The 12,542-nt window shown below is 61.9% G+C and carries 13 protein-coding genes, 1 tRNA gene and 1 pseudogene; 3 read left to right on the top strand and 12 right to left on the bottom strand.

Annotated features, from left to right (window positions below):
* Positions 1-13: 13 nt before the first annotated feature.
* The 8 genes from SVXhr_RS09805 to SVXhr_RS09770 all read right to left on the bottom strand — a co-directional run bounded on the left by SVXhr_RS09805 (position 14) and on the right by SVXhr_RS09770 (position 8,602).
* Positions 14-607, bottom strand: coding sequence for a hypothetical protein (locus SVXhr_RS09805; RefSeq protein WP_275737027.1), 594 nt, complete (start codon positions 605-607; stop codon positions 14-16).
* A 392-nt stretch (positions 608-999) separates the two neighbouring features.
* A complete protein-coding gene (locus SVXhr_RS09800) occupies positions 1,000-3,192 on the bottom strand; it encodes a hypothetical protein (RefSeq protein ID WP_275737026.1) in 2,193 nt (730 codons plus the stop codon).
* 78 nt (positions 3,193-3,270) lie between these two features.
* Positions 3,271-4,263: a class II fructose-bisphosphate aldolase gene (gene fba / locus SVXhr_RS09795; RefSeq protein WP_275737025.1), complete on the bottom strand. Its 993-nt coding sequence runs from the start codon at positions 4,261-4,263 to the stop codon at positions 3,271-3,273.
* A 109-nt stretch (positions 4,264-4,372) separates the two neighbouring features.
* Positions 4,373-5,284 (bottom strand): 1-phosphofructokinase, encoded by a 912-nt coding sequence (gene pfkB / locus SVXhr_RS09790; RefSeq protein WP_275737024.1) that lies wholly within the window; start codon positions 5,282-5,284, stop codon positions 4,373-4,375.
* A gap of 142 nt (positions 5,285-5,426) precedes the next feature.
* Positions 5,427-6,407, bottom strand: coding sequence for an isocitrate/isopropylmalate dehydrogenase family protein (locus SVXhr_RS09785; protein ID WP_275737023.1), 981 nt, complete (start codon positions 6,405-6,407; stop codon positions 5,427-5,429).
* 102 nt (positions 6,408-6,509) lie between these two features.
* Entirely contained in the window at positions 6,510-7,892 is a 1,383-nt protein-coding gene (purB, locus tag SVXhr_RS09780; RefSeq protein WP_275737022.1) for an adenylosuccinate lyase, read from the bottom strand.
* 63 nt (positions 7,893-7,955) lie between these two features.
* Positions 7,956-8,156: a hypothetical protein gene (locus SVXhr_RS09775; RefSeq protein ID WP_275737021.1), complete on the bottom strand. Its 201-nt coding sequence runs from the start codon at positions 8,154-8,156 to the stop codon at positions 7,956-7,958.
* A 71-nt stretch (positions 8,157-8,227) separates the two neighbouring features.
* Complete coding sequence (locus tag SVXhr_RS09770; RefSeq protein ID WP_275737020.1) at positions 8,228-8,602, bottom strand: 2Fe-2S iron-sulfur cluster-binding protein; 375 nt, start codon at positions 8,600-8,602, stop codon at positions 8,228-8,230.
* Between the two features lie 414 nt (positions 8,603-9,016).
* On the opposite strand from SVXhr_RS09770, the gene SVXhr_RS09765 reads away from it, so the two are divergent.
* The 3 genes and pseudogenes from SVXhr_RS09765 to SVXhr_RS09755 all read left to right on the top strand — a co-directional run bounded on the left by SVXhr_RS09765 (position 9,017) and on the right by SVXhr_RS09755 (position 10,558).
* Positions 9,017-9,098: transfer RNA gene (locus SVXhr_RS09765), tRNA-Ser, on the top strand.
* A gap of 295 nt (positions 9,099-9,393) precedes the next feature.
* Positions 9,394-10,270, top strand: a pseudogene (locus SVXhr_RS09760) (FAD-binding oxidoreductase).
* Positions 10,271-10,348: 78 nt separating this feature from the next.
* Entirely contained in the window at positions 10,349-10,558 is a 210-nt protein-coding gene (locus tag SVXhr_RS09755; protein WP_275737019.1) for a ribbon-helix-helix domain-containing protein, read from the top strand.
* Here the strand turns inward: SVXhr_RS09755 and SVXhr_RS09750 are convergent, their stop codons facing one another.
* From SVXhr_RS09750 to SVXhr_RS09735, 4 genes are all read right to left on the bottom strand, one after another.
* A complete protein-coding gene (locus tag SVXhr_RS09750; RefSeq protein ID WP_275737018.1) occupies positions 10,559-10,990 on the bottom strand; it encodes a hypothetical protein in 432 nt (143 codons plus the stop codon).
* Positions 10,987-11,661: a hypothetical protein gene (locus SVXhr_RS09745; protein ID WP_275737017.1), complete on the bottom strand. Its 675-nt coding sequence runs from the start codon at positions 11,659-11,661 to the stop codon at positions 10,987-10,989. The genes SVXhr_RS09750 and SVXhr_RS09745 overlap by 4 nt, the downstream gene beginning before the upstream one ends.
* A gap of 112 nt (positions 11,662-11,773) precedes the next feature.
* Positions 11,774-12,073, bottom strand: a complete 300-nt coding sequence (locus tag SVXhr_RS09740; RefSeq protein WP_275737016.1) for a DUF5779 family protein — start codon at positions 12,071-12,073, stop codon at positions 11,774-11,776.
* A gap of 210 nt (positions 12,074-12,283) precedes the next feature.
* Positions 12,284-12,478, bottom strand: coding sequence for a cold shock domain-containing protein (locus SVXhr_RS09735; protein ID WP_275737015.1), 195 nt, complete (start codon positions 12,476-12,478; stop codon positions 12,284-12,286).
* Between the last annotated feature and the right edge of the window lie 64 nt (positions 12,479-12,542).

The following is a 12,542-nucleotide window of genomic DNA, read 5'->3' as shown; positions in this document are numbered from 1 at the left end:
ATCTTGTGACGCGCTAGAGGTCCGACTCAGCCCGAACAGTCGCATCGAACAACGGCGAAAGCGTCTCGAAGACGCGTTCAGGATGCCCGTGGGCGTCGATGTGGTAGTGGGCGGAGGCTCCCGCCTCGCTCACACGCGTGGTGAGCACGTGGAGAAACCGAGTCAGCGTCTCTTCGGAATCGAACTGCAACAGGTCCGTCAACGAATCGAGACAGACCACGACCGTTTCGTCACTATCGCTGTCGAGTTGGTTGGTGAGTTCCTTGCCGATCTGGCGGAGGTCGACGTCCTGCACTTCGACGATGTCGACGAGTGCGCCGTTTTGACCGCCGAACCCGTCGGCGGACATCGCGGCCGAACGGCCGCCGTGGGAGACATCGATGAAGGTCAGATCGGTCGTCATGGGGTTGATCGCGTTGCCCCACTCAGCCATCCGACTCCCGGGCGACGAGGCGACGGTGACGCCCACGATTCGGTCAGGTGCGCCGCGCCGCGTCAACAATTCCTCGCAGCACTCCTCTTTGGACGTGCTGATCTCGGGCGAGATACACAGGACGTTCGCTGCTTCTTGCGGTGGGCCGTCGGCGTCAGGGACATCAAAACTCACGCCAAGTCACACCCCTGGTGTGTAATGCTCAGTTGACTCATCTGTGTTGCCTGGTTCCGATTACAATATTAACAATTAAGTAAGTTACGGCAGAAACCGAGATATCGCGGCTTGGGTGATGATAGCACCCATTCGTGGAAAGGATCGTACTGCCGCTATTATACATTTAAAATTATCCTTATTTGTATTAAATATAGTTGTATTAGATCATTTTAGAAATATATTTTTATCAATGGAATAAATGCGTAAGTGGCTATGAGCCACTCAGACTCGGAGGAAACGAGCTTCCTGGCACAGCACCCGCGAATGATCGGCGTCCTGTTCATGCTCCTCGTTCTGCTGACGCAGATGGGAGCAGCGGCAGGCGTAAATGCGTCTGTTACGGTTGGTCCTTAATCGACATCGATTGAGCTCTTCCAGCTGAGCTCGCCGTTAAATAAGAGAGGATTGTTCTCACTATCCATAAACTCATTGAATTGTTCGATACTAATTTGTGTATCCTCAATGACGGTAGGGTTGATATAGTTTGCATCAAACAGATTTGAGTGCCAACTTCTCAAACCACCGATCGAAATCCTTGCAATTGGATAGCCCCAGATGTCGAGCGATATTTCGCCATTTATCTTCTCTTGTATATTTATCACGTATGGGGCACCAGATTGGTTCTCCACAATGTTTGTGTGGCCGTCACCGATCACCATATACCGACTTGCAAGTTGCTCATCGTTTTCGAGCAGTGAACGCGCCGTCGCTATCGAGAATCCTGTATTCAAAAGCCGGGCGATAGCCTTCCCAATCCGCGTCGCGGTCGGATTCGGAATGTTCGCCAGCGTGACGATCCCGCCGACTGCGCCCGCGTCAACCAGTGCTTTGCCCTGCTCGTAGGACTGGCAGGCATTGAGTAGGAACCCGCTAAGATTGACTGACGACAGCGATCGGACATCGAGATATCCGTCACTGCACTTGAATCCGTTGTCGTCGACGTGGCCGATATAGTGGAGAAAGTCAGTATCGCGCTGGAAGACATCGGCGAGTTCGCCCTGCGTGAGATCCGAGTGGATCGTGACGTCGAAGTCGATCCAGTCGCGCGTTCCGTAGACGTCCGAGACGGCTGTTTCGTCGCTCATCGCTTCCTCGTTGACGATGACGTCGACCCGAACCCGGTCGGACTCGACTGGTTCGTACTCCAGACGGCGGCGGAACATCTCGGGCGTCATCTTGGTGGCACCCAGCGGGATCCCGTCACCGACGAACGTGTGCATCAGGCTGTCAGTGGGATCCGGCCGGAAGACTCGTTCTGCCACCGTCGAGTCCTCTGACGTGGTCTTTGATCGCACGTCGGCAGCCCCGCGAAGCAATACCGGCCGGTCAGGCATCGTCGGACCGTCTCGGAAGAACGATTCGACATCCGGTGAGGCCTCAGAGAGGTCTTCCGGTTCGATGTCGTCGTCTCCCGTCGCCCGAATCATGGCAAGGTCCGAAGCCAGGAACGGTAACACGGGAACGTTCTCGGGATCCGGCTGGACGTCAGCCGTCAGCTTCCACTCCGGTGTGGCAGGTTCGACGGCCTCGAAGGGAACCTCAAGGTACGCCTGCGTTCGCTCCGCAAGTGACAGGTCGTACAGTCGGTCGAGATCCAGATCGGTGTGTTCCTCGATCACCGACCGCTCGTGGAGATCAACGTTGTACAGCCCTTCCGTCCGGACTACGCAATCAAGCGTGAACACGTGCTTGAGGATCTTGGCAAGCCGCTGTTCGTAGCCGTCCGGCCCCACGAGCGGAACCGTCTGCCCGTCGATATGCAACTGTGCCTGTTCACCGGGGACGAGTTCCGCATCGAGATAGTACGACAGCGGCGCGGCTGGCAAGATGCGATCCCAGCGGGGTGGCAATTCGATCGACAGCGACGCCGGAGACAGCCGAGTACCACCAGGTGCGGAAAACTCCTCGCCGAACTCCACCAGCGGGGGATGACCGCGAAGCGTTGGAAACGACCGCTCCGGTGACGTGGTCTTCAGCGCACCACGGAACTGTGAAATCGCCTTCATGACGTCATGTGGGCTCTCTGTCGTCGTGATCGTCCGTGCGGGTTGTTCGTGATACGAACGGAGCCCGATCACCACGTCGGACTGTCCCGGCGTCGAAAATTCGACGAGATCACCCGTCGCATCGACGGTTGCAGGCCCGTCGATCCCGAGATAGAGTTTGAGCTGGACGGACGAAAACTCGACGACGTATCGTCCGTCGGGAAGTGACACCTGATCGCCCCCGGTACATTGCTCGACGAGATCGAACTCCCCGTTTCTGATCCAGACGCCGACGAGATACGGGGTTCGGATCACGTCGGTATCGACCGAGACTGCGCCGTCGACCGGAACCGGTAACGCGTCCTCGGGTGCGGGGTCCGTCTCGACGGGCTCGGGCGTCAGAAACGTAAACTGCCCGCCGTCGATCGGATCGACGACTTGGATACCTGCCGGTGCAACGAGGGGTTCGAACCGCGGTGTTGAGGACAGTGGCAGGGTTTCCATGGTGTCGTGATTCGTGACGATAGCGTCGCCGCTTACGTAGATAGACGACGACATCGGCAAAAAGCGTTCTGGAGGCCCTCCATCCGAACGCCGGTTGTAAAACGGTTACGTCGAGAAACTACCGGTAGAGTGCTACTTGTAGAGGCTTCGACCGGCGCTGCCCGAGACGTCCGCGAGGCCGGCATAGACTTCGGCGATCCGCTCGCGGACGTCGCGACCGCCGACGCGGGGATCGAAGCGGTCCTTGTTGGGCGACCAGTCGACGTCGTTGAAGAACGAATCCCGCTGGTCCTCGATGCCCTCCGGCGGGACGATGTCGTTCGGTTCCTCCCGGTAGAGGTCATAGAGCGTCCGCGTGTACTCGTACTGGTACCGGGTGTCCTTGTTGACCTTGCAGATCCCACGGTTCATGAAGTCAGACAGCTGATCGGGCTGCAGGCCGGACGAGCCGTGCAGGACCAGCGGCGTATCCAGGCCGTGATCCGAGAGGGCCTCCCGGATCTCCGTCGCGAGGTCGGGCTTGAGATCGAGGTCTTTTCCTTTGGCGACGCCGTGCTGGGTCCCCACCGAGATCGCCAGCAGGTCACAGCCCGTCCGATCGACGAACTCGACGGCCTGCTCGGGGTCCGTATAGAACGCCTCCTCGGCGACGATCTCGTCCTCGACACCCTTGATCTGGCCGAGTTCGGCCTCGACGAGGATCTCCTCGTCGGCCTGCTCGGTCTTTTCGACGACCTTCTTCGAGCGGGCGACGTTCTCCTCGAAGTCCTCGTGGGAGGCGTCGATCATGATCGAGGAGGGGATGGCCGTCTCGACCTGCATGTCGATGAAGTCCATGTCCGTCTGGTGGTCCATGTTGAGGAAGACGCCGATGTCGTACTGCTCGGCGATGGTGTCGATATACGTCCCCATCGAGCGCAGGCCCGCCTCGGCGTCCCCGTTGCCCGCAAAGCGGCAGGCACCGGCGCTCATCTGGATGAGCAGGTCCGAATCGGCCTGGTCGGCTCCCTCCATGAGCCCCATCATCGTGTTCGGTTCCGCGACGTTACTCGCGACGAGTCCGAACCCTCCGTCGAGAGCCTCGTCGTACACGTTTCCGAGTTCGTCTCCGCCGTAAAACGGCATCAGTAGGTCACCGAGTCGTCGTTTCGGTGCCGTCGTAATAACGTATGCGGAATTTCCTGCCGACTGATTTTACTCGCGACCCCACCCGCTCACTCCCGGACGGTGACACTCACGCTCGCATCGACCAGACGCGAACCTCGTCCATCGTCGCTTCGGGATCGAGTTCGTGGACGCTCGGCCCCTTGACGCTGACGAGTTGGGCCGAGGTCGCGACCCCGGCACGGAGCGCGCGTTCGTCGTCCCAGCCCTGCTCGTAGGCCCACAGCACGGCGGCGAACATCGAGTCACCGGCACCGATGGTGTCGACAACGTCGACGTCGAGCGGCGGCGCATACAGCGTCTCCTCGGGCGTGACCAGCACTGCCCCGTCGCCGCCCATCGACGCGATGACGCGCTCGTAGCCCCGCTCCTGAAGCTGGCCGGCCGCCTCCGCACAGTCGTCGATGGTCTCGACCTCGATCCCGGTCGCGGCCGTCAGTTCCTCGCGGTTGGGTTTGCAGTATTCGTACTCCCCGTCGAGTTCGATCATCAGTTCGCCGTGAACGTCGAGGGCCGTGTCCCAGTCGCCGGCCGACGCGATCCGGTCGACGTCAGCAGCGTCCATCTCCGGCGGCAGGCTGCCGCCGATGTTGATCACCGAGGGCTCGTGATCCTGGAGCGTTTCGATCAGTTCGTCGACGGCGTCTCGGTCAGCCGACGGGCCGGACTGATTGATGTGGTACTCGCTTTCGGGCGTCAGCAGTGTCGTATTGATCCGGGTTTCGCCGTCGACCTCGACGAAATCGGTCGGTACGTCGTACTCGACGAGATCCTGCTCGATGAAGTAGCCGGTGAAGCCGCCGATGAAACCCGTTGCGACTGTTTCCGACCCCAAAGCGCGGACGAACTGTGATACGTTGATGCCGTTCCCGCCGGAGTTGAACTGTGCGTCTGTACTTCGCTGGACGGTATCGGCTTGAACCTCTTCGTCCATCTCGATCGTCTGATCGACCGCCGGATTCGGTGTGACTGTCAGTATCATGGTGATCTCCTCCGGGCCGTCGGCGTGCCGACAGTCCCGTTTTCCCTCTGAGCGTTGCACTACTCCGCCTTAAGAAGGTCGGTCTCGACGTACCGAGTGCGATTGCCGGCCCGCAAGCCGCCAGGGAGGCACTATCAGCCGTTCAAAGCTGTTCGAGAACGGCGTCGGTGAACTCCTCGGTGGAGGCGTCCCCACCGAGGTCAGGGGTCCGCGGTCCGTCTTCGAGCACGGTCTCGACGGCGTTGCGGACACGCTGGCCGTCCTCGTCGTAGTCGAAGTACTCGAGCATCATGGCGGCCGAGAGGATCATCGCCGACGGGTTGGCAACGCCCTCACCGGCGATGTCGGGGGCCGAGCCATGGACGGGTTCGAACAGCGCGTTGTCCTCGCCGACGTTGGCGCTTGGCAGCATGCCGAGCCCGCCGACGAGGCCCGCTGCGAGGTCCGAGAGCACGTCGCCGGCGAGGTTCGGCGTCACGATCACGTCGTAATCCTCGGGGTGCAAGACGAGGTGCATCGCCAGCGCGTCGATCAGCGCCTCGTCGTATTCGACGTCCATCTCCTCGGCGACCTCGGCGGCGGTGTCGACGAACAGCCCGTCGGTCTTTCGCATCACGTTGGCTTTGTGGGCGACGGTGATCCGGTCGGCGTCGTGCTCGTCGGCGTACTCGAAGCCGTACTCGGCGATCTTCCGGGAGGCGTCTTTGGTGATGAGACGCGTCAACGTCGCGACGTCGTCAGTGAGATCGGATTCGAAGCCGGCGTAGACGCCCTGGGTGTTCTCCCGGACGAAAACCAGATCGGTCTCGGGTTTGACAGCGTCGACACCCGGGTACGCGCGAGCCGGGCGGATGTTGGCGAAGGACTCGACGTCCTGGCGGAGCGGGAGGATGATGTCGGCCGCGAGTTCCCCTGCGGCACCGAACAGCGTCGCGTCGGCCTCGCGGGCGAGTTCACGCGTTTCTTCAGGCAGGGGCGTGCCCTCACGTTCGTAGACGGCGTTGCCCGCGCGTCCCTCGACGAACTCGAAATCACGATCGAGCGCTTCGAGGACGTCGATGGCCGCGGGGAGCACTTCCTGACCGATGCCGTCGCCCGGAATGGCGGCGATCTGTTTCGTCATGGCGATAGATCCCACAGGCGGGGAAAAGAGGGTATCGATATGCCTGAGCGATAGGTCGAAGACGGCGTGTCCCAACGGGAGAGCGAACGCGTCGGCTCCCGGCTACTGAACGTCAGCCAGTTCGTCGGCGATACCCGTATACGATGCCGGCGTCAAGGCTTCGAGTTCATCCCTGACCGCCGGATCGACATCGAGATCCGCAAACAACGCCTCGAAGTCTGCCATCGTGATCGACTCACCGCGGGTGTGTTCTTTGACGCGCTCGTAGGCGTCGGTGTAGCCCTCCCGTCGGAGGATCGTCTGGACAGCCTCGCCGATGACGGCGGGGGTCGCCTCGAGGTCCTCACGCATGACTGTCTCGTTGGGGACGACCTTCCCGAGCCCCTGCTGAAGTTTCTCGTAGCCGATCAGACAGTGAGCGAGCGCGCCGCCGATGTTGCGCTTGACCGTCGAGTCGGAGAGGTCACGCTGGAGTCGGGAGTTGGTGACGTACCCCGCCAGAAAGTCCAGATCGCTGTTGGCCTTCGAGAGGTTGCCCTCGCTGTTCTCGAAGTCGATCGGGTTGACCTTGTGTGGCATCGTCGAGGAACCGGTTTCACCGTCGACGGATCGCTGGCCGAGATAGCGATCCGAAACGTACAGCCAGGCGTCGAGGTCGAGGTCAAGCAAGATCCGGTTCGCGCCCTGGAGTGCGCCGAACAGCGTCGCGAGATCATCGCACGGGTTGACCTGCGTCGTGAGTGGTTCGTGGTCGAGCCCGAGCGAGTCGACGAACCCCAGCGCGAAGGCCGGCCAGTCGACATCGGGGTAGGCCGCGTGGTGGGCGGCGTAGGTCCCCGACGCGCCGGCGAGTTTCCCGGAGAGCCCATCCGTCGCCCACTGAATTCGCCCGAGTGCACGGCCGAGTCGCGAGGCGTAGACGGCCATCTCTTTGCCGAAGGTCGTCGGCGTGGCCGGCTGGCCGTGGGTCCGGGCGAGCATCGGCGTGTCCCGATAGGTCTGGGCAAGTTCGACGAGTGCATCGCGGACGTCCCGCAGGGCAGGCAGGAGGACGTCCTCGACAGTAGGCTTCACCAGGATTCGCTGGGCCAGGTTGTTGACGTCCTCGCTGGTGAGCCCGAAGTGCAGCCACTGTTCGGCGTCGAGATCGGCGGGCAGTCGCTCCCGGAGGAAGTACTCGACGGCCTTAACGTCGTGGTTGGTCGCGTCGTACGTCTCGGTCCCTTCGGTTTCGATCTGCTTGACCAGGGCGGCGTCCTCGTCGTCGAAGTCCTCGTAGACGGCCCGAAGTGTCGCGCGCTGGTCGTCGTCGATTTCGAGGGGCGTCGCGTCGAGGTCGGCGAGCGCGAGCAGGTACTCGACTTCCACGCGAACGCGGGCGCGGATCAGTCCCGATTCGCTGGCGTAGGGCACCAGCGGGTCGGTGTAGCGGGCGTAGCGGCCATCGAGCGGCGAGACCGCCGACAGCGGATCGCGATCAGTCATGTCCCTGGCTCGGTGCAGGCGGCGAAAAAACTTGCCGGTCGGCCGGCAGCGACCGAAGTCGGACTACATGTTCGCGCGGTACTGGCCATGCATGACACCGACGACGAACACGAGAGCGGCGAACCCGACCATCGATGGCAGTACCATCATCAGCGTCGTCTCGGCCGTCATCCCGATCGGTGCCACGATCAGTCCACCAGTGCCGGCGGCGATAACTGCGAGGATGACCCCCACAGCCACCGGCAAGGAGAGTTCACGATCCATAGGGGATACTCGGACTCAACCATCAAAAGGTCAGGGCTGTGGGCGCGAAGTTTCGAGCCGTGGGCCGGCCGTCACCGGGAATCGTTTTCGGTGGCGTTCCGAGATCCCCAGATGCGTTTGTCCGCGACCAGTTCGACGGTGAGATCGGCCTCGACGGTCACCTGACAGGACAGGCGGGGGTAGCCAAACCGGGCTGCCAGTCGATCGTGCCAGTGCTTCGGCGGCGGCCCATCATGCAACCGCACGCCACAGGTCGCACAGAGCCCACGGCCGCCGCAGTTCGCTGACGCTGTCAGCCGTGTGTACGGAGAGAATCCCTGTTCGAGGAGCACGTCACGAAGTGTCCGGCCGCGCGTGACTGATACCTCGGTCCGAGTCTCGCCGTCAAAGACCGTCACAGTCACTGTGTCGTTTTCTCCTGTTTCGGCCGTCGATTCGTCACTCATCAGCAGTGTCTGGTGGTATGGACAGCGGTGCCTGTTTCCACGTGGTCAGTTCCGTCGCGCGATTGGTCGACGTGGCCCCAAAACTCGACAGTAGACATGCTCATAGGGAGGACCTGGATCACCAAACGCGTTTGGCCCGTTGCTGTGTTGCCCATGTCGCTGCAGTAGCGGACCACGAGTACGACAGCTATCCCTCTGATCGTGGTCGTCAGGTCCCGTTCGGGGCGTCACGGCAACCCGTCAGGCCACGACTGAGAACGACAGCTTGAAATTCAGTGTGTTCATTCGTTTAGATGCCACAGCCAATCGCACACGCGACCGCTCGGATCCGGTTTGGCACGTGTTGGTGCTGGCAAACGCACCTGAGTGATCGCCGGTGTGGCCATACCGAGACATGGTCGTCCAGGCTATCGTGGTGGGGTGGCAGAGCGGCCCATTGCGCCGGTCTTGAAAACCGGTGGCGCAAGCCTCCTGGGTTCAAATCCCAGCCCCACCGCTTCTGCGCGAACGACGTGAGCGCTGAGCGGTGCAACTGGATTTGAAGCCGACAAGTCGCAGCCCGCGCAACGAAGTGAGCAGGACCGTCTTGGCTCGGTTCAAATCCCAGCCCCACCGCTTTGCTCCGAGCAATCTCGCGAGGAGCAACGGATGTAACTGGCATTTGCATCACGCCAGACGCGCACAGCCGAGCGAGCATTTTCGTGCGCAGATGCCGGTCAACGTGGAGAGCCGGCGGAAGAATCGTTTGACGGGGCCGGTATGCATTTCCATCGGTGCCTCATGCGTCCGGTATGGATGCTCAGGTCAGGGACCACGCATCCCAGCACGACGCGATCGCCGACCTCCCGCTGGTCACGGAATCCGCTCGCGTGACGCGGGTCACGAAGATGGATCAGGACCGGCGGCCGGAGGTCACGCGGGCGATCAATCGCTGGGTCGCCGAGTCCGCTCCGGAATACAGCCCGATCGAGGGGCCGGCCGACTGGGATGGCTTGCGCGAACGCCTCGTCGCCGACGGGCATCAGCCCGTGGCCCGACGCGTGGCGACGCTGGCAGAGCGATACGATCGGCCGAAGCCGATGCTCGCCCGCGTCGAGTTGGTTACTGAGTCCGATGTCGATTTCGTCGCCGGTCAGTACATCGGACTCCGTTACGATGGAACGTCACGGGCGTACTCGCTAGCGAGTTCACCCACGCGTGACACCCTCGAAATCTGCGTGCGGCGGGTACCGGGCGGGCGGCTCTCACCCCGGATCTGTGACGATATCGCTGTCGGCGACGAGGTGACTGTCCGCGGACCCTATGGGGAACTCGTTCTGGCTGATACCTCATCACGGGATATGGTCTTTCTCGCGACGGGTACCGGCGTGGCCCCGTTCAAGAGCATGATCGACTATCTGTTCGAGAGTGGTCGCGACGAGTACCAGGGGAAACAACGCGACGTCTGGCTGTTCCTCGGCGCGGCGTGGGCCGACGACCTGCCGTACCGGACGGCCTTCCGGGAGCTGGCCCGCGAACGCGAGAACTTCCACTTCGTGCCTTGTCTTAGCCGGGAACCACGTGGACGTCTACGCCTGTGGCATCAACGCGATGGTGTACAGTCTCGTCGCGGCGATCGAACGACTGGGGGTCCCGGCGAACCGGATCGAATCCGAGGGGTTCGGGTGAGCGTCGACGCCGCCGGTCGGACAGGCCGATGCGGATACGACATAAACGCCTAACCCGGTTGCAGCCCTCCATGTGGACATGACCGAATACACGACAGTGTCGATCCCGAAAGAACTCGCAGATCGCGTCGAACACACGATCGAGGGGACGAGTTTCTCCTCGACGAGCGACCTCGTCAGATTCCTACTTCGGAGTATCGTGATCCAGCACCAGCGCACGGACGAACTCACCGAGGCGGAATTCGAGGAGATAACCAGCCAGCTACAGGACCTCGGGTATCTGGAATAGTCACTCTCCAAAGCGCTCTTCGGGCGGTTCGGCATCGAGCAGCCGAAGCTCGCGTGGTGTACTGTCCCGATCGAAGACGGCGATTGCATCCCGATCCCACGGCGGCACCGCTACGAATACCACTGCGTGAAAGTCATCGGCCTGGGTGAGTTCGAGCCGCCCGTCGGGGTGAGAGACGAACCGGCCCTGAGTCTGGCCCGCGGGTGTCCCCAGATCGACGCCGAAGACGAAGTTCAGGGAACTGCCGGCATCCGGGAGATACAGGTGGGTGAACACGGGTGTCTCGGCGGGTAGATCGAGCGCCCCGAAGTCGCCGGCGGGCGTCACTGACACCGAGATCGTGACTGGATCGGGCGCACGCTCCGCTGCTTGCTCCAACAGGACGTCGATCAGCCCCTCGGTTGCGTAGATCGGGTCGGCGTCCGGATTCATCCGAAGATGAAGTCCTTCGCGGCGTCGACATACAGCGCCGGGATTCGCCGCCGCGCTCCGTCGATCGCGTCGGCGAGTGCATCACTCGCCTCCGTGACGACGGGGTCGCCGTGGCCGACGAGGATCCGTTCGGGACTGAACTCCCGGAGCCGGCGGGGCGGTTTGAGCCGCAACATGGGATGGACGCCGATGCGTTCGTCGCCTGTCCGGAAGTACGACGCCGTCCCGACTGCTTCGGGGATCACGAGCGTTCCCTCGTCTTCGTCGTACAGCGCCGCTTCCTGCCAGAAACGCGAGTCTTTGATCGGATAGACGGTGTAGGTGTCCGCCAGCGTCGTCCCGAAGCGCTCGACCGGCGCCGTCATCTCCGTCGCGACGCCGTCCATCCATTCGGGGACGTACACCGGGACGTCGTGTCGGAGCGCGATCGCATCGGCGTCCCGCTTGTGACGGTCGAGGAGCACAACGACGCCCGCAACGTCGCCGAGATCGGCGAGGTGATCGTCCAGCCCGTCGGCATCGACGGGATCGACGAGCCACACCGCATCGTCCACGAAGAGTGCGTGGCTCGCACGTTGCATCGACTCCTCGGGGTGGGCAATCCAGGTCGTCCCGCCCGCCCAGCCGTCGTCCGGATCGAAGATCGCTTGCCCCGTGGCCTTCAATGGCATATATACCCGTACGGGCTCTGCGCGTATAAATCGTCAGTCCGCGGACAATCGTGCCGAGCGAGCGTTTCTCCGGCCATTGCACGCAACGTCGGTCGTCACGGCAGCCGACCATTCATTCCAGTCGATCGGTGTCGATCTCGACGCCGGGCGGCGAAACGACGAGGAACCCACGAAAGTGCATCAGACTGCCGCCACTGTCCTGGATCCTCCGGGCAAAGCCGGCCGCCCGTTCGTTGACGTCCCCCTCGACATTCAATACCAGCACTGCACCGTCGTCGACGAGACTGATCCACTCCTCGTCCGGAGTCGTCCCGTCGAGAACGCCGAGGACGATACGACCGTGAGGTGACTCGTCGTCCTCGTCGGGCAACTGCGATTCGACAGCTCCCAAGTCAAGATCGAATTCGCCCATGTGCATCTGTGGGTGAGGGGATAATAAAAATCCACGCGCTCCGATAGATTCCGTCTGACTCGTCCCCGAAATAGGACCCCATGAAAGCATGGGGTGGACGATCCGGGCGGTCCGATCTCGACATTTGTTGGTCACAAACCGGCCGCTACTGACGTAATGATCAAAAATCGAAATTGCACTCACGGCGCTGCCGTGAGACAGCGATTCGCTCTATGCGCGGACGACGTTCGTCGCGCGCGGGCCTTTGGGGGCCTGCTCGATATCGAACTCGATGTCCGCTCCTTCTTCGAGGTCCGGGCCGCCAACGTCCTCCATGTGGAAGAATACGTCATCCTCGGTGTCCTCAGTCGTAATGAAACCGTAACCGCCAGTGTCGTGGAAGAAATCCACTTTTCCGTGTACCATTGCAAACAAATGTTCACCTGGCATGGGCATAACCCTTCCGAGAGTGACGATACCACGAGTCCCT

The sequence above is a fragment of the Halorhabdus sp. SVX81 genome (assembly GCF_029207715.1).
Classification (GTDB): Archaea; Halobacteriota; Halobacteria; order Halobacteriales; family Haloarculaceae; genus Halorhabdus.
This window is presented reverse-complemented; position numbering and strand designations above follow the sequence as displayed.

What these genes read in the sequence shown, in the direction of transcription:
- SVXhr_RS09800 (WP_275737026.1), bottom strand. Translation starts at nt 3,192, where the DNA reads ATGTCGTCGTCTATCTACGTAAGCGGCGACGCTATCGTCACGAATCAC.
- fba (WP_275737025.1), bottom strand. Translation starts at nt 4,263, where the DNA reads ATGCCGTTTTACGGCGGAGACGAACTCGGAAACGTGTACGACGAGGCT.
- pfkB (WP_275737024.1), bottom strand. Translation starts at nt 5,284, where the DNA reads ATGATACTGACAGTCACACCGAATCCGGCGGTCGATCAGACGATCGAG.
- SVXhr_RS09785 (WP_275737023.1), bottom strand. Translation starts at nt 6,407, where the DNA reads ATGACGAAACAGATCGCCGCCATTCCGGGCGACGGCATCGGTCAGGAA.
- purB (WP_275737022.1), bottom strand. Translation starts at nt 7,892, where the DNA reads ATGACTGATCGCGATCCGCTGTCGGCGGTCTCGCCGCTCGATGGCCGC.
- SVXhr_RS09775 (WP_275737021.1), bottom strand. Translation starts at nt 8,156, where the DNA reads ATGGATCGTGAACTCTCCTTGCCGGTGGCTGTGGGGGTCATCCTCGCA.
- SVXhr_RS09770 (WP_275737020.1), bottom strand. Translation starts at nt 8,602, where the DNA reads ATGAGTGACGAATCGACGGCCGAAACAGGAGAAAACGACACAGTGACT.
- SVXhr_RS09755 (WP_275737019.1), top strand. Translation starts at nt 10,349, where the DNA reads ATGACCGAATACACGACAGTGTCGATCCCGAAAGAACTCGCAGATCGC.
- SVXhr_RS09750 (WP_275737018.1), bottom strand. Translation starts at nt 10,990, where the DNA reads ATGAATCCGGACGCCGACCCGATCTACGCAACCGAGGGGCTGATCGAC.
- SVXhr_RS09745 (WP_275737017.1), bottom strand. Translation starts at nt 11,661, where the DNA reads ATGCCATTGAAGGCCACGGGGCAAGCGATCTTCGATCCGGACGACGGC.
- SVXhr_RS09740 (WP_275737016.1), bottom strand. Translation starts at nt 12,073, where the DNA reads ATGGGCGAATTCGATCTTGACTTGGGAGCTGTCGAATCGCAGTTGCCC.
- SVXhr_RS09735 (WP_275737015.1), bottom strand. Translation starts at nt 12,478, where the DNA reads ATGGTACACGGAAAAGTGGATTTCTTCCACGACACTGGCGGTTACGGT.